Origin of the sequence: Streptomyces caatingaensis, from assembly GCF_001187435.1 — a bacterium.
GTDB classification, from domain to species: Bacteria; Actinomycetota; Actinomycetes; order Streptomycetales; family Streptomycetaceae; genus Streptomyces; species Streptomyces caatingaensis.
Genome location: NZ_LFXA01000017.1, coordinates 762,810 through 778,097 on the forward strand (window position 1 = coordinate 762,810; position 15,288 = coordinate 778,097).

At 73.1% G+C, this 15,288-nt stretch carries 17 protein-coding genes and 1 pseudogene; 13 read left to right on the forward strand and 5 right to left on the reverse strand.

All coding sequences use genetic code 11. The features are described 5' to 3' along the window. The first annotated feature begins 22 nt into the window (after positions 1 to 22). Positions 23 to 538, forward strand: coding sequence for a tRNA (adenosine(37)-N6)-threonylcarbamoyltransferase complex ATPase subunit type 1 TsaE (gene tsaE, locus AC230_RS25930; protein WP_049718707.1), 516 nt, complete (start codon positions 23 to 25; stop codon positions 536 to 538). Between the two features lie 149 nt (positions 539 to 687). Beyond that, a complete protein-coding gene (locus AC230_RS25935) occupies positions 688 to 891 on the forward strand; it encodes a hypothetical protein (RefSeq protein WP_049718708.1) in 204 nt (67 codons plus the stop codon). Positions 892 to 966: 75 nt separating this feature from the next. Here AC230_RS25935 and AC230_RS25940 read toward each other — a convergent pair whose 3' ends face one another. After that, entirely contained in the window at positions 967 to 1,542 is a 576-nt protein-coding gene (locus tag AC230_RS25940; RefSeq protein ID WP_049718709.1) for a hypothetical protein, read from the reverse strand. 138 nt (positions 1,543 to 1,680) lie between these two features. Between AC230_RS25940 and tsaB the strand changes: the two genes are divergently transcribed. The 4 genes from tsaB (at position 1,681) to AC230_RS25960 (ending at position 4,428) form a co-directional block, all read left to right on the forward strand. After that, positions 1,681 to 2,349: a tRNA (adenosine(37)-N6)-threonylcarbamoyltransferase complex dimerization subunit type 1 TsaB gene (gene tsaB, locus AC230_RS25945; protein WP_049718710.1), complete on the forward strand. Its 669-nt coding sequence runs from the start codon at positions 1,681 to 1,683 to the stop codon at positions 2,347 to 2,349. A 41-nt stretch (positions 2,350 to 2,390) separates the two neighbouring features. After that, entirely contained in the window at positions 2,391 to 2,873 is a 483-nt protein-coding gene (gene rimI / locus AC230_RS25950; protein ID WP_049718914.1) for a ribosomal protein S18-alanine N-acetyltransferase, read from the forward strand. After that, a complete protein-coding gene (gene tsaD, locus AC230_RS25955; protein WP_049718711.1) occupies positions 2,857 to 3,981 on the forward strand; it encodes a tRNA (adenosine(37)-N6)-threonylcarbamoyltransferase complex transferase subunit TsaD in 1,125 nt (374 codons plus the stop codon). The genes rimI and tsaD overlap by 17 nt, the downstream gene beginning before the upstream one ends. A gap of 75 nt (positions 3,982 to 4,056) precedes the next feature. Beyond that, the gene (locus tag AC230_RS25960) at positions 4,057 to 4,428 is read left to right on the forward strand and encodes a hypothetical protein (protein ID WP_049718712.1); all 372 of its coding nucleotides are present in this window, start codon (positions 4,057 to 4,059) and stop codon (positions 4,426 to 4,428) included. Positions 4,429 to 4,487: 59 nt separating this feature from the next. On the opposite strand, the gene AC230_RS25965 is transcribed toward AC230_RS25960, so the two are convergent. Further along, positions 4,488 to 5,672, reverse strand: a complete 1,185-nt coding sequence (locus AC230_RS25965) for a class I SAM-dependent methyltransferase (protein ID WP_198535607.1) — start codon at positions 5,670 to 5,672, stop codon at positions 4,488 to 4,490. A gap of 65 nt (positions 5,673 to 5,737) precedes the next feature. Here AC230_RS25965 and AC230_RS25970 point away from each other — a divergent pair, with 65 nt between their 5' ends. The 3 genes from AC230_RS25970 (at position 5,738) to groL (ending at position 8,842) form a co-directional block, all read left to right on the forward strand. Beyond that, complete coding sequence (locus AC230_RS25970; RefSeq protein WP_241833364.1) at positions 5,738 to 6,571, forward strand: polysaccharide deacetylase family protein; 834 nt, start codon at positions 5,738 to 5,740, stop codon at positions 6,569 to 6,571. A gap of 205 nt (positions 6,572 to 6,776) precedes the next feature. Next, complete coding sequence (groES, locus tag AC230_RS25975; protein WP_004955293.1) at positions 6,777 to 7,085, forward strand: co-chaperone GroES; 309 nt, start codon at positions 6,777 to 6,779, stop codon at positions 7,083 to 7,085. Between the two features lie 134 nt (positions 7,086 to 7,219). Next, positions 7,220 to 8,842: a chaperonin GroEL gene (groL, locus tag AC230_RS25980; protein WP_049718713.1), complete on the forward strand. Its 1,623-nt coding sequence runs from the start codon at positions 7,220 to 7,222 to the stop codon at positions 8,840 to 8,842. 60 nt (positions 8,843 to 8,902) lie between these two features. Here the strand turns inward: groL and AC230_RS25985 are convergent, their stop codons facing one another. Then, on the reverse strand, positions 8,903 to 9,676 hold the full coding sequence (locus AC230_RS25985; RefSeq protein WP_049718714.1) for an SDR family NAD(P)-dependent oxidoreductase: 774 nt from the start codon (positions 9,674 to 9,676) through the stop codon (positions 8,903 to 8,905). Between the two features lie 44 nt (positions 9,677 to 9,720). After that, positions 9,721 to 9,990, reverse strand: a pseudogene (locus tag AC230_RS34760) (MOSC domain-containing protein); the annotation flags it as partial. A gap of 249 nt (positions 9,991 to 10,239) precedes the next feature. Here AC230_RS34760 and AC230_RS25995 point away from each other — a divergent pair. Further along, a complete protein-coding gene (locus AC230_RS25995) occupies positions 10,240 to 11,130 on the forward strand; it encodes a LysR family transcriptional regulator (protein ID WP_049718715.1) in 891 nt (296 codons plus the stop codon). A gap of 22 nt (positions 11,131 to 11,152) precedes the next feature. Here AC230_RS25995 and AC230_RS26000 read toward each other — a convergent pair whose 3' ends face one another. After that, complete coding sequence (locus AC230_RS26000; protein WP_049718716.1) at positions 11,153 to 11,470, reverse strand: WhiB family transcriptional regulator; 318 nt, start codon at positions 11,468 to 11,470, stop codon at positions 11,153 to 11,155. A 395-nt stretch (positions 11,471 to 11,865) separates the two neighbouring features. Between AC230_RS26000 and AC230_RS26005 the strand changes: the two genes are divergently transcribed. From AC230_RS26005 to guaB, 3 genes are all read left to right on the forward strand, one after another. Further along, the gene (locus AC230_RS26005; RefSeq protein WP_003948568.1) at positions 11,866 to 12,477 is read left to right on the forward strand and encodes a response regulator transcription factor; all 612 of its coding nucleotides are present in this window, start codon (positions 11,866 to 11,868) and stop codon (positions 12,475 to 12,477) included. A 407-nt stretch (positions 12,478 to 12,884) separates the two neighbouring features. Continuing rightward, positions 12,885 to 13,487 carry a sigma-70 family RNA polymerase sigma factor gene (locus tag AC230_RS26010; RefSeq protein ID WP_049718717.1) on the forward strand — a complete coding sequence of 201 codons (603 nt, stop codon included), beginning with the start codon at positions 12,885 to 12,887 and terminating at the stop codon, positions 13,485 to 13,487. A gap of 178 nt (positions 13,488 to 13,665) precedes the next feature. Further along, positions 13,666 to 15,168, forward strand: a complete 1,503-nt coding sequence (gene guaB / locus AC230_RS26015; protein WP_049718718.1) for an IMP dehydrogenase — start codon at positions 13,666 to 13,668, stop codon at positions 15,166 to 15,168. Positions 15,169 to 15,288: the final 120 nt, after the last annotated feature.

Genomic DNA, 15,288 nt, shown 5'->3' on the forward strand with positions numbered 1-15,288 from the left:
GCGGCCCGTACCATCGGGCGGTATGAACGCGTCCACCGACACCACCGCCCGCATCGCCGTCAAGACCGCCGAGGACATGCGCGAGCTGGGGCGCAGACTCGCCACGCTGCTGCGCGCCGGTGACCTGGTGCTGCTCTCCGGCGAGCTGGGTGCGGGCAAGACGACGCTGACGCGCGGGCTCGGCGAGGGCCTCGGGGTGCGCGGCGCCGTCACCTCGCCGACGTTCGTAATCGCGCGGGTGCACCCGTCGCTGACCGGCGGCCCGGCCCTCGTCCACGTCGACGCCTACCGGCTGTCCGGCGGGCTGGAGGAGATGGAGGACCTGGACCTGGACGTCTCGCTGCCCGAGTCGGTGACCGTCGTGGAGTGGGGCGACGGCAAGGTCGAGGACCTGTCCGAGGACCGGCTGCGGGTGGTCATCGAGCGTGCCACGGGCGCGGATGCGGACGGCGCGGCGGGTGACGAGGACGTGCGCACGGTGACCGTGAGCGGCGTGGGTCCGCGCTGGTCCGGGGTGGACCTCGCACCGCTCGGCTGAGCCGGCCGCCGGCGTCAACCGGAGCCGCGACGAGTAACCGACAGGGCGTCGGGAAGATGTTGCGTCGCCGTGGCCGGGCATGGTGACATGGAGGTGGAGAGACCTGGTTAGGTCTGCCTAACCGTGACCGGCTGCCCGAGGAGGCATTCATGTCGGCCCACCCGCACCCCGCCGCCGTGGATCCCCGCACCGGGTCCTCCGGTTCCGAGGAACGTCCCTCGATGCGCGACCTGCTCGCGTCCTGTGCGGCGGCCGACGCGGTCTCGACTCCGCCTCCGCCGCCGGCGGCGGCGCGGCAGCCGGCGGAGCCGGACGATTCGGACGGGCCGGGCGAGGAGCGGGACGCGGCCTGAAGTCCACCTGTCCGTGGGAGGGGGGGGCGGGTACGTGCGTTTACGTGCCCCGGTCCCGCAGTGGGAGAAAACCCCCTACGGGATCACGACCACCTTCGTACCCCTCGGGGCGAAGTCCCACATCGCCCGGCCGTCGGCCGACTTCTCACGGATGCCCCCGGTCTTCTGCGTCGGCTTGGGGCTCGGCGACGAGCCATCCACCGCCGCGCTGAAGCCGAAGACCACCCCCGCCGCGTCGCGGTGGAAGCGCACGATGTGCTCGATCGGGACGCCGTCCGAGCCGGTGCCGTTCGCGTCGCGCGAAGACACCGCGTACGTCCCCGGCTTCGGGTCCACCGTGCTCGGCGCGACCTCGAAGGTCTTGGCGGCCTTCGGGTCGGCGCCCACCAGCCACACCCGCTTTCGGCCCACCGAGTAGACGACGCGCTTCCCGGTGCCGGAGTCCGCGGGCACCACGGGCGGCGCCTCCTTCGCGGGACCGCCCTTCGCCTCGCCCCCGCCCTTCGCGGACCCGGACGGCCCGGCGGACGCGTGGGTGCCGCGGGCCAGGCGGTCGGGCGCGGCCGACGCCTCGTAGGCGAGGTACCCGACCGCGGCCAGGGCCGCCGCCGTGAGCCCGGCCACGAAGATCCCCGAGCTGCTGCGTGCCACGCTGCGTACCCTCTCTCCTCCGTACGGCTGTGCGGCCGACCGTAGCACCCGGAAGCGCTCCCGCCGCGCCCCCGGCGCCCCCGCCCGGGACCCCGCGCGCGCACCGGCCGCCCCACGGCGCGCCGTAGGCTTGTCATTGTGCTGCTGCTCGCTCTTGATACCGCCACTCCCGCCGTCACCGTAGCCCTCCACGACGGGGACACCGTCGTCGCCGAGTCGAACCAGGTGGACGCCCGCCGGCACGGGGAGCTGCTGCTGCCCGCCGTGGACCGGGTGCTCGGCACGGCGGGCCGGGCGCTCGACGAGGTCACCGGCGTCGTCGTCGGCGTCGGCCCCGGCCCGTACACCGGCCTGCGCGTCGGCATCGTGACCGCCGCGACCTTCGCGGCCACGCTGTCCGTCCCCGTCCACGGCCTGTGCACGCTCGACGGCATCGCCTACGCCGCCGGGCAGGCGGGGCTGACCGGCGAGTTCGTGGTGGCCACGGACGCGCGCCGCAAGGAGGTCTACTGGGCCCGCTACGCGGACTCCCGGACCCGCGTCACCGAGCCCGCCGTGGACCGCCCCGGTGAGCTGACCGAGCCGCTGGCCGGGCTGACCGCCGTCGGCGCCGGCGCCGTCCTGTACGCCGACGCGTTCAGCGACGTCCGCGCCGACCTGCCGCAGCACCAGTCCGCCGCCGCCCTGGCCGCGCTCGCCGCCGAACGGCTGCGCGTCGGCGGCGACTTCCTGCCGCCGCAGCCGCTCTACCTGCGCCGCCCCGACGCCCAGGTCCCGGCCAACTACAAGGTGGTCACACCGAAGTGAGCACCCCGCAGGCAGGAGACGCCGCCGTGCGCGTCCGGGAGATGCGCTGGTGGGACATCCCGGCCGTGCTGGAGCTGGAGCGCGCCCTCTTCCCGCACGACGCCTGGTCCAAGGGCCTGTTCTGGTCCGAGCTGGCGCACGCCCGGGGCGCGGGCGCCACCCGCCGCTACGTCGTCGCCGAGGACGGCACCGGCCGCGTCGTCGGCTACGCGGGCCTCGCCGCGGTGGACGGCACCGGCGACGTGCAGACCATCGCCGTCGCCTTCGACCACTGGAGCACCGGCCTCGGCTCCCGGCTCCTCGGCGAACTCCTCGCCGCCGCCACCGCCTTCGAGTGCCGCGAGGTGCTGCTGGAGGTCCGCGTGGACAACACCCGCGCCCAACGCCTCTACGAGCGCTTCGGCTTCGAGCCCGTCGGCATCCGGCGCGGCTACTACCAGCCGGGCAATGTGGACGCGCTGGTGATGCGCCTGACCGATCCCGTAACCGCTGTGCAAGGAATGACTCATGGCTCGCAAGGCTGACGAACCCCTCGTCCTCGGCATCGAGACCTCGTGCGACGAGACAGGCGTCGGCATCGTCCGCGGCCACACGCTCCTCGCCGACGCCGTCGCCTCCAGCGTCGACGAGCACGCGCGCTTCGGCGGGGTCGTCCCCGAGGTCGCCTCCCGGGCGCACCTGGAGGCGATGGTCCCCACCATCCAGCGCGCGCTGAAGGAGGCCGGCGTCACCGCCAGGGACCTCGACGGCATCGCCGTCACCGCGGGCCCGGGCCTCGCGGGCGCGCTGCTGGTGGGCGTCTCGGCGGCCAAGGCGTTCGCGTACGCCCTGGGCAAGCCGCTCTACGGCGTCAACCACCTCGCCTCGCACATCTGCGTCGACCAGCTCGAACACGGCGCGCTGCCCGAGCCGACGATGGCGCTGCTGGTCTCCGGCGGCCACTCCTCGCTGCTGCTCGCGCCCGACATCACCGCCGACGTCCGGCCGCTGGGCTCGACCATCGACGACGCGGCGGGCGAGGCGTTCGACAAGGTCGCGCGCGTGCTCGACCTGGGCTTCCCCGGCGGCCCGGTCATCGACCGCTGGGCGCGCGAGGGCGACCCCGACGCCATAAAGTTCCCGCGCGGCCTCACCGGTCCCCGCGACCCGGTCTACGACTTCTCCTTCTCCGGCCTGAAGACCGCCGTCGCCCGCTGGATCGAGGCCAGGCGCGCGGCCGGCGAGGAGGTGCCCGTCGCCGACGTCGCCGCGTCCTTCCAGGAGGCCGTGGTGGACGTGCTCACCCGCAAGGCGGTGCGCGCCTGCAAGGACCACGGCGTGGACCACCTGATGATCGGCGGCGGCGTCGCGGCCAACACCCGGCTGCGGGCGATGGCCGAGCGCCGCTGCGAGGACGCGGGCATCACGCTGCGGGTGCCGCGCCCCAAGCTGTGCACGGACAACGGCGCGATGGTCGCGGCGCTGGGCGCCGAGATGGTCGCGCGCGGGCGCAACGCCTCGGCGTGGGACCTGTCGGCGGACTCCTCGCTGCCGGTGACGGACCCGCACGTGCCGGGTCATGACCACGCGCACGGCCATGACCACGACCACGTCCACGAGTTGAGCCGCAAGAACCTGTACGACGCGGGCTGAGCGGCCGGTTGCGGGACGGCGACGCCTTATCCTGATGCCTCGCAGCACACGGGGAGCAACGGGAGGGCGTCCGCCATGGACTGGTGGATATGGGCCATGATCTTCGGAGGACCGCTGGCCGGAGCCGCTACGGCGTTCCGTGACACGGTCAGCACGGCCCTCGGCCGGCGGCACGAGCGCAAGCTCCGGCTCATCGAGGCCAAGCGCGAGGAGCGCACCGCCCTGGAGGCGGCGGGCAAGCCCCCGGAGCCGGTCTGCGGCTGCGGCCACCACCTCGCCAAGCACGACAAACAGGGCAAGTGCCACGAGACGGTGCAGGTCCCCGTCGCCTGGGACGCGGACGAGAAGCCCGTCGGCTACGAGCGCGAGCGCTGCAACTGCCAGCAGTACGTGGGCCCTCAGCCGCTCGCGACGCTCTACGCGGAGGAGCTCACCGACCTGGGGTGAGGGCGTCCGTCAGGACGGCGGAACCGAGGCGCCGCCCTCCCCTTGCCGCGCATGCCGGGCTACGCCCGGACCGGGTGCCCCAGCAGCATCGTCGGAGCACCCGCGACGCGCGTAAGGACGATCACGCAGGAGTTCGTCCCTGCCAGTCTGAGCTTCTTGCGCAGCTCCTCCGGCTCCACGGCCGACCCCCGCTTCTTGATGACGGCCACGCCGATCTCCCGCTCGCGCACCAGCGCCCGCAGGCGCTTCACGTTGAACGGCAGCACGTCCGTGATCTCGTACGCCGACGCGTACGGCGTCGGGCGCAGCTCGTCGGACGTCACGTACGCGATCGTCCCGTCGATCAGCCCGCCGGAGACCTGCTCGGCGACGTCCGCGACGAGGTGGGCGCGGATGACCGCGCCGTCCGGCTCGTAGAGGTAGCGGCCGACGGGGCGGACGGCCGGGTCGGGGAGGCCGGTGCCGGTGAGGGAGCGCGGGCCGGGCAGGAGGGTGGCGCGGCGGGTGCCGGGGGAGGTGCCGAACCACAGGACGGCCTCCTTCACGTCGCCCCCGTCCGAGATCCACTCGGCCTCGGCGTCCTCGGGGACCGCCTCGTGCGGGACGCCGGGGGCGATCTTCAGCGCGGCGTGCGGGGCCGTACGGGCCGCCTCGACCGCCCAGGACAGCGGCGGGGAGTACGCCTCGGGGTCGAGGATGCGGCCCCGGCCGCCCCTGCGCGCCGGGTCGACGAACACCGCGTCGTACCCGGCCGTCCCCACCTCCGTCACGTCCGCGCAGCGCACCTCGATCAGCTCGGACAGCCCCAGCGCCGCCGCGTTGGCGCGTGCGACCTCGCAGGTGAGCGGGTCGCGGTCGACGGCAAGGACGGAGATGCCGGCCCGGGCGAGGGCGATCGCGTCGCCGCCGTTGCCGCAGCACAGGTCGGCGAGGCGGCGCACGCCCAGCGCGGCGAAGCGCTCCGCGCGGTAGGCGGCGACGGAGGCGCGGGTGGCCTGCTCCACGCCGTCCGGCGTGAAGAACATCCGGTACGCGTCCTCCGCGCCGAACTTCGCGACCGCGCGCTGCCGCAGCCGCGCCTGGCCCAGCGCGGCCGAGACCAGCCCGGCCGGGTGCTCGCGGCGCAGCCGGGTCGCGACGGCCAGCTCCTGCGCCGGGTCGTGGTCGCGCAGCCCGTCGAGGAGGCGGCGGCCCTCGTCGGTGAGGAGGGCGGTGAAGGCGGAGACATCGGATGGTGCGGGCACTGTCCCATTCTCGGCGATGGGATCCGTGCGCACGGCGCTCGAACGCAGGAACGACAATCGATGGCGTGAACCGATCCGCACGTGCCCTCCTCGCCGTCTGCGCCGCCGCCCTGCCGCTCTCCGGGTGTTCGGACGCGTCCTCGCCGGCGCCGGAGGAGGGGAAGCCGGCCGCGTCCACGGCGCCCGCCCCCGCGAGGACGCCGTCCGCCGGCCCCGCCGCGTACCGCCGCTGGGGTCTGGACAAGCCGCTCGCCCCGCCCCCGCCGCCGCCCGCGCACCGGCTCACCGAGGGGCGGAAGAGCGGCGTGCCGCAGATCGTCCGGCGGGTGCCCACCAAGGACAAGGTCGTCTTCGTGACCTTCGACGACGGGGCCGAGAAGGATCCGGCGTTCCTGGAGATGGCGAAGGACCTCAAGCTGCCCTTCAGCATGTTCCTGACCGACAGTGCCGCCCGCGCCGGGCGCGGCTACGGCTACTTCGAGACCCTGCGCGCCCAGGGCGCCGGCGTGCACGACCACACGCTCACCCACCCCAATCTGCGCACCCTGTCCGCCGCCGCGCAGCGGAAGGAGATCTGCGGGCAGCAGGAGGTCCTGAAGAAGCGGTTCGGCAAGCGGCCGGAGCTGTTCCGCCCGCCGTACGGCAACTACAACGACGCGACGCTCGCCGCCGCCGGCTCCTGCGGCGTCCGGGCGGTGGTGCTCTGGCAGGCGACGATGCAGATCAACGACATGAGGTACGCCGAGGCGGGGAAGCTTCGTCCGGGCGACATCGTCCTCGCCCACTTCCGAGGCCCGGCGGAGCTCAAGGGCACGACGATGACCCGCATGGTCGCCAACATGCTGCGGAGCATCCAGCGGCAGGGCTTCACGGTGGCGCGGCTGGAGGACTACGTGTGACGCCCCGGCCGCCGCGCGCGGGTGAGGAATTGGCACTCCGCTTGACCGAGTGCTAAGCGCGTCATAGTCTCGGCTCCGTTGGCACTCTCCACCGGTGAGTGCCAAACACAGCGACGGGCAGGTCCGGCACCCGCGACGACGGATCCACCTGGTCGCCACCTCAGACAGTTAACCCCGCGAGATCTCCGAAGGGGGAGGTCGGATCGTGACGACCGCCAGCTCCAAGGTTGCCATCAAGCCGCTCGAGGACCGCATCGTGGTCCAGCCGCTGGACGCCGAGCAGACCACGGCCTCTGGCCTGGTCATCCCGGACACCGCGAAGGAGAAGCCCCAGGAGGGCGCCGTCCTCGCCGTGGGCCCGGGCCGCTTCGAGAACGGCGAGCGCCTGCCGCTCGACGTCAAGGTCGGCGACGTCGTGCTCTACAGCAAGTACGGCGGCACCGAGGTGAAGTACAACGGCGACGAGTACCTCGTCCTCTCGGCCCGCGACGTCCTCGCGATCATCGAGAAGTAATTCACCCCGAAGTCCCCGGACTTCGAAGCTTTTGAACTGCGCCCCGGGTGCCCGCGTCCACCAGCCGGGCGGCCGGGGCGCAGTTCGTCCGAGAGACCCGGCGAAGCCGAGAGACACGGCGAAGGATTCCACCCATGGCGAAGACCCTGAAGTTCGACGAGGACGCCCGGCGCGCCCTCGAGCGCGGCGTCAACAAGCTTGCCGACACCGTGAAGGTGACGATCGGCCCCAAGGGCCGCAACGTCGTCATCGACAAGAAGTTCGGCGCCCCCACCATCACCAACGACGGCGTCACCATCGCCCGCGAGGTCGAGCTCGAGGACGCGTACGAGAACCTGGGCGCCCAGCTCGTCAAGGAGGTGGCGACCAAGACCAACGACATCGCGGGCGACGGCACCACCACCGCCACCGTGCTGGCCCAGGCGCTGGTCCGCGAGGGTCTGCGCAACGTCGCCGCCGGCGCCTCCCCGGCCGCCCTGAAGAAGGGCATCGACGCCGCCGTCAAGGCCGTCTCCGAGGAGCTCCTGGCCACCTCCCGGCCGATCGACGACAAGACCGACATCGCCGCCGTCGCCGCCCTGTCCGCCCAGGACAAGCAGGTCGGCGAGCTCATCGCCGAGGCGATGGACAAGGTCGGCAAGGACGGTGTCATCACCGTCGAGGAGTCCAACACCTTCGGCCTGGAGCTGGACTTCACCGAGGGCATGGCCTTCGACAAGGGCTACCTCTCGCCGTACATGGTCACGGACCAGGAGCGCATGGAGGCCGTCCTCGACGACCCGTACATCCTGATCCACCAGGGCAAGATCTCGGCCATCCAGGACCTGCTCCCGCTGCTGGAGAAGATCATCCAGGCCGGTGGCTCCAAGCCGCTGCTGATCATCGCCGAGGACGTCGAGGGCGAGGCCCTCTCCACCCTCGTGGTCAACAAGATCCGCGGCACCTTCAACGCCGTCGCCGTCAAGGCCCCCGGCTTCGGCGACCGCCGCAAGGCGATGCTCGGCGACATGGCCACCCTCACCGGTGCCACCGTCATCGCCGAGGAGGTCGGCCTCAAGCTCGACCAGGTCGGCCTGGACGTCCTGGGCTCGGCCCGCCGCGTGACCGTCACCAAGGACGACACCACCATCGTCGACGGCAAGGGCAACGCCGACGAGGTCGCCGGCCGCGTCGCCCAGATCAAGGCGGAGATCGAGACCACCGACTCCGACTGGGACCGCGAGAAGCTCCAGGAGCGCCTCGCCAAGCTCGCCGGCGGCGTGTGCGTCATCCGCGTGGGCGCGGCCACCGAGGTCGAGCTCAAGGAGAAGAAGCACCGCCTGGAGGACGCCATCTCCGCGACCCGCGCCGCGGTCGAGGAGGGCATCGTCTCCGGTGGCGGCTCCGCGCTGGTCCACGCCGTCAAGGTGCTGGACGGCAACCTGGGCAAGGAGGGCGACGAGGCCACCGGTGTCGCCGTCGTCCGCCGCGCCGCCGTCGAGCCGCTGCGCTGGGTCGCCGAGAACGCCGGCCTGGAGGGCTACGTCATCACCTCCAAGGTCGCCGAGCTCGACAAGGGCCAGGGCTTCAACGCCGCCACCGGCGAGTACGGCGACCTGGTGAAGGCCGGCGTCATCGACCCGGTCAAGGTCACCCGCTCCGCCCTGGAGAACGCCGCCTCCATCGCCTCCCTGCTGCTCACGACCGAGACCCTGGTCGTCGAGAAGAAGGAGGAGGAGCCCGCCGAGGCCGGTCACGGCCACGGCCACGCCCACTGAGGCACGCGCTCGTCCAGGAGGCCCGGCACCCCGCCACGGGGTGCCGGGCCTCCGGCGTTCTCAGTTCGGGCCGTACTTGCGGCCCGTCGTGGACGACACCCGCGACAGCGCCCCGCGCGGCACGAACTTCGACAGCCCCGTCAGCGCCTTGTACCGGGGGTCCGGGACCGACAGCGACTTGCCGCGCGCCAGGTCCTTGAGCGCCGCGTCCACCAGCCGGTCCGCGTCCAGCCACATCCAGCCCGGGATGTTGTCCGTGCCCATCCCGGCCCGCTCGTGGAACTCGGTGCGGACGAAGCCGGGGCACAGCGCCATCAGCCGCACCCCGCTGCCCGCCAGGTCCCGCGCCGCCCCCTGGGTGAACTGCACGACCCACGCCTTGCTCGCGCCGTAGGTGCCGCGCGGCACGAAGGCGGCCACCGACGCCACGTTCACCACCCCGCCGCGCCGGCGCTCGCGCATCCCGCGGGTGGCGGCCATCGTCAGCCGCAGCACCGCCTCGCAGTGCACCTTCAGCATGGCCAGCTCGTCCTGGACGGTGACCTCCAGGAAGCGGCCCTTGTTGCCGAAGCCGGCGTTGTTGACCAGCAGATCGACCGGGTGCTTGCGGTCGGCGAGCCGGGACTCGACGGCGGCGATGCCCTCCTCCGTCGCGAGGTCCGCCCGCAGCACCTCGGCCTCCACCCGGTGCCGGTCGTGCAGTTCGGTCGCCTGCTCGCAGAGCCGCTTCTCGTCGCGGGCCACGAGCACCAGGTCGTGACCCTCGGAGGCGAGCCGTCGCGCGAAGGCAGCGCCGATGCCGGCCGTCGCTCCCGTGATCAGTGCAGTCGTCATGGGGGAACGTTAGTGCCCGGCGGGCCCGCCCCGCGGCCCGGGCGTCAGCCGGACGCCCCGCCCGGCAGCGCGGCGGCGGCCGCAAACTCCTCGGCCTCGCGCCGGAGTTCGGGGTGCAGGCCGTCGCCCGCCGCCAGAACGCGGGGCAGCAGCGCCCGCTCCGTCGTCGACGCGCGGAAGGCGAAGGAGACCGACACCTCGTGGGCGGGACGGTGGACGACGGTGACGGGATCACCCGCACGGACCTCCCCCGGCGCGAGCACCCGCAGATACGCCCCCGGCGCCGCCTCCCGTGTGAACCGCCGCACCCAGCCTCCCCCAGCTCCGCCGGGGGGACCCCCGGCCCGGGGCGGCCACGGCGACCGGGCCCGGCGCGGGGCGCTTGTCGATGCCCGAGCCCAGCCCGGCGGCGAAGGCGGAGCCGGGGACGGAGCGGTCGGCGGCCGTCGTTTCCCGGCCGAGGTTCACGGAGGGGACGCGCATCGCACGGGCGTAGGCGGAGGTGGCTCAAAGCGTCGAGGTGTTTGTTCCGGGCGCCCCCAAGCGGGGCTTATGCTCGAAGGATGATCGAGGCTCGTCATCTGAGGGTGCTGCGCGCGGTCGCCGGCACCGGCTCGTTCTCGGCCGCGGCCCGCGAGCTGGGCTGCACCCAGCCCGCCGTCAGCCAGCAGATGAAGGCCCTGGAGCAGTCCACCGGGACCCCCCTGCTGATCCGCGCCGGCCGCGAGATGCGGCTCACCGAGGCCGGCCAGGCCCTCGTCCGGCACGCCGCCGGGATCCTCGCCGGGCTCACCGCCGCCGAGGAGGAGATCGCCGCCATCGCCGGGCTGCGCGCGGGCCGGGTGCGGCTGGTCTCGTTCTCCAGCGGCAGCTCCATGCTGGTGCCCACCGCCCTCGCCGAGATGCGGGCCGCCCACCCCGGCACCCTGGTCTCCCTCGTCGAGGCCGAACCCCCGCGCTCGGTCGAGATGCTGCGGGCCGGCGACGTCGACATCGCGCTCGCCTTCCGCTACACCGAGGCGGGCGCCGAGTGGGACGACCTGGTCGTCCGCCCGCTGCTGACCGACCGGCTGGTGGGGGTCGTGCCCGAGGGGCACCCGCTGGCGGACGCGGAGCGGGTGGCCATAGCGGAGTTCGCCGACGAGCCGTGGATCGCGGGCTGCCCGCGCTGCCGCCGGCACCTGGTGGAGGTCTGCGAGAACGCCGGGTTCACACCCCGGATCGACTTCGCGACCGACGACTACCCGGCCGTCTTCGGCCTGGTGGGGGCCGGGCTCGGGGTCGCGGTGATGCCGGAGCTGGCGGTGGAGTCCGTCCGGCACAAGGGCTCGCGGACCGTCCCCGTCGAGCCCGTGGTGGAGCGGAAGATCGTGGCCCTCACCCTGCCCGACCTGGCGCGCGTGCCCGCCGTGGCGCGCATGCTCGACCACCTGACGGCCGCCGCGCGCCGCTGAGGAGGAGGCCCCCCGCCGCCGCTCAGGCGCTCATCGGGCTGCCCGACGCGGTGATGGAGCGGTGCCGGGCGCGTCCCATCAGCTCCTCGCGCTCGTCCTCGGTCAGTCCGCCCCACACGCCGTACGGCTCCCGTACCGCCAGCGCGTGCGCCGCGCACTCCGCGCGGACCGGGCAGCGCATGCACACTTCCTTGGCCGAGGTCTCGCGTGCGCTGCGGGCCGCGCCCCGCTCGCCCTCGGGGTGGAAGAAGAGCGAGCTGTCGACCCCGCGGCAGGCGGCGAGCAGCTGCCAGTCCCACAGGTCGGCGTTGGGGCCGGGGAGCCGGGAGAAATCTGCCATAGCTAGTCGTCCCCTCGATGTGCATCGATGCGAACTGAGCAGATGAAAATATGACTCATTGCGAATCTAGCCACACTTGCCACTGAATGGGAAGAAAAACGACTCCAAGCGGGCAAATGGGGCACGACTCGAACGATCTGGCGAGCGCCCCCTGTGCGCCCTGCTCCGTGTCCGCGCCCTCACGTAGAGTGCCGAACAGGGCCGACCGAGCCCGTAACTCTTTCGGGTGACCGTCGTTGAGAGTGCCGGAGGCGGTTGGCGAGCGCGGCGGCCGGGCAGGTGTCCGGATCGGTCCGCGGCGGTCTGCCCGAGCAGGTGTCTCGCCCATCGCACAGGTGACGACCAGTACCAGCCTGGAGGCTCAAGGTGACGCGCATCAGCTGCGGAGGGCGGCCATGACATCCGTCCTCGTCTGCGACGACTCCCCGCTTGCCCGAGAGGCGCTCCGTCGTGCGGTGGCGACCGTGCCCGGCGTCGAGCGCGTGACGACGGCTGCCAACGGCGAGGAAGTCCTCCGCCGCTGGGGCGCCGATCGTTCGGATCTCATTCTCATGGACGTCCGCATGCCCGGCCTGGGCGGGGTCGAGACCGTCCGCCGGCTGCTGTCCGCCGACCCCGGCGCCCGCATCATCATGCTCACGGTCGCGGAGGACCTGGACGGCGTCGCGCTCGCCGTGGCCGCCGGGGCGCGCGGCTATCTGCACAAGGACGCCTCGCGCGCCGAGCTGCGGGCGACCGTGACCCAGGCGCTGGCCGACCCGACCTGGCGGCTCGCCCCGCGCCGGCTGCGCTCGGCCGAGATGGGCGCGGCCCCCACGCTCACCGCGCGGGAGATCCAGGTCCTGGAGGGCATGAGCCACGGGCGGTCCAACGCCGAGATCGGCCGCGAGCTCTTCCTCTCCGAGGACACGGTCAAGACCCACGCCCGGCGGCTCTTCAAGAAGCTGGGCGCCTCCGACCGCGCGCACGCCGTGGCGCTCGGCTTCCGCTGGGGCCTCGTCCGCTAGGGCGGGTGCGCGGCGCGCCGCGGCGGCGGTGTGCGGCCGCCCGGGCAGTCCCCCCGCGCCGCTCCGGCGTGGGGGCGGGGGTGCCACCGCGGCCCCGCGGTGCCGACGCCCGGCGCCGAAACCCCGACGGATGCCGCATCCTTGAGGTGTGACTCCTCCCCGGCAGAGGCCGACCCTTCTCGCTCGGCCAGAAGAGACCTCATGACGGACAGGCACCGCCCGTCGCCGTACGGCCTCGCGTCGCACGGCACGGGCTCAAGCTATCGGCGGAGTCGTGGGCGCGGGGCGGGTATACCCGGAAGGGGGCGACGCGAGACGTGAGTGCGAGGACACCGACGCGTAACGGTTCGACGCACAACTATGAAGGCGGTGCCGTGGATCGTCGGACACCGAGGCACCATGGACCGATGCGTGACGACGAGACACCGGCGCCCCCCGTGGCCGCCGGCCCCGGGGAGATCGGCGCTCTCGTCGCCCGCGCCGTGGAGGGCGACCGGCGCGCCACCCACGATCTGCTCGCCCTGGTCCACCCGCTGGCCCTGCGCTACTGCCGCACCCGGCTCTCGCGACTGCCGGGCGACGCACGGCACTTCGTGGACGACCTCGCCCAGGAGGTCTGCCTCGCGGTGCTCTGCGCGCTGCCCCGCTACCGCGACACCGGGCGGCCCTTCGAGGCGTTCGTCGTGGCCATCGCCGCGCACAAGGTCGCCGATCTCCAGCGGGCCGCCATGCGGCACCCGGGCAGCACCGCCGTGCCCTCCGACGAGATGCCGGAGCAGCCCGACGACTCGCTCGGGCCCGAGGAGCGGGCGCTGCTCAGCAGTGACGCGGAGTGGGCCAAGAAGCTCCTCGCCAACCTCCCGGAGAACCAGCGCGAACTGGTGCTGCTCCGGGTCGCCGTGGGGCTGACCGCCGAGGAGACCGGGCAGATGCTGGGGATGTCGCCGGGGGCGGTGCGGGTCGCCCAGCACCGGGCGCTGAGCCGGCTCAGGGCACTCGCCGAACAGTGATCCACGGCCTCTTGGTGGGAACCTCCAAGTGACGCGGGACTCACCGGTCGTGGAATGGGACACCCGCGGCGGCCGTTAGCATGGGAGTCCTCTCTGAGGCAAGGGGGTTCCGGGGCCCGCGGCGGACGCCGCCGGTGGTGAACGGGCCCGGCAGATCTTGAGTATTTGGGAAGGTGTCATGACTGACCACGCCGACGGAATGCCCGCGAAGTTCGCGATGCTCGGTCTGACCTACGACGACGTCCTGCTGCTGCCGGGCGCTTCGGAGGTACTGCCGAACGCGGTCGACACCTCCTCCCGTGTCTCGCGCAACGTCCGGGTGAACATCCCGCTGCTGTCCGCCGCCATGGACAAGGTCACCGAGGCGCGGATGGCCATCGCCATGGCCCGCCAGGGCGGCGCGGGCGTCCTGCACCGCAACCTGTCGATCGAGGACCAGGCCAACCAGGTCGACCTCGTCAAGCGCTCCGAGTCGGGCATGGTCTCCGACCCGATCACCGTCCGTCCCGACGCCACCCTCGCCGAGGCGGACGCGCTGTGCGCCCGCTTCCGCATCAGCGGCGTGCCGGTGACCGACCCCGCGGGCAAGCTGCTGGGCATCGTCACCAACCGCGACATGGCCTTCGAGAGCGACCGTTCGCGTTCGGTGCGCGAGGTCATGACGCCGATGCCGCTGGTCACCGGCAAGGTGGGCATCTCCGGCGAGGACGCCATGGAGCTGCTGCGCCGCCACAAGATCGAGAAGCTGCCGCTGGTGGACGACGCCGGCGTCCTCAAGGGCCTCATCACCGTCAAGGACTTCGTCAAGGCCGAGCAGTACCCGAACGCGGCCAAGGACGCGGACGGCCGGCTCATCGTCGGCGCGGCGGTCGGCGTCGGCGCCGAGGCGTACGAGCGGGCGCAGGCGCTGGTCGAGGCCGGGGCGGACTTCCTCGTCGTGGACAGCGCCCACGGGCACAGCCGCGGCATCCTCGACATGATCGCCAAGATCAAGTCCAACATCGACGTGGACGTGGTGGGCGGCAACGTCGCCACGCGGGACGGGGCCCAGGCCCTGATCGACGCCGGCGTGGACGGCGTCAAGGTCGGCGTGGGCCCGGGCTCGATCTGCACCACGCGAGTGGTCGCCGGCATCGGCGTCCCGCAGGTCACCGCCATCTACGAGGCGGCGCAGGCGTGCCACGCGGCGGGCGTGCCGCTGATCGGCGACGGCGGGCTGCAGTTCTCGGGCGACATCGCCAAGGCGATCGCGGCGGGTGCCGACACGGTGATGCTGGGCTCGCTGCTGGCGGGCTGCGAGGAGTCGCCGGGCGAGATGGTCTTCATCAACGGCAAGCAGTTCAAGTCGTACCGGGGGATGGGGTCGCTGGGCGCGATGCAGTCCCGCGGGCAGGCGCGGTCCTTCTCCAAGGACCGCTACTTCCAGGACAACGTCCTCTCCGAGGACAAGCTCGTGCCGGAGGGCATCGAGGGCCAGGTGCCCTACCGCGGGCCGCTGGCCTCGGTGGCCCACCAGCTCGTCGGCGGCCTGCGGGCGTCCATGGGCTATGTCGGATCGGCCAACGTCCAGGAGCTCAAGGACAAGGGGACGTTCGTGCGGATCACGGCGGCGGGGCTGAAGGAGAGCCACCCGCACGACATCCAGATGACGGTCGAGGCGCCGAACTACAGCGGGCGCTGAGCCGCGCCGGGCCGGCCGGGGCGGGGGCTCCTCCCCCGCCCGCCTTTTCGCCGTTTCCTCCGGGGCCGGGCCCCGGGCCCGCGCGGTCCGCGCCCCGGCCGCCGGTCCGCGTACGGCGGA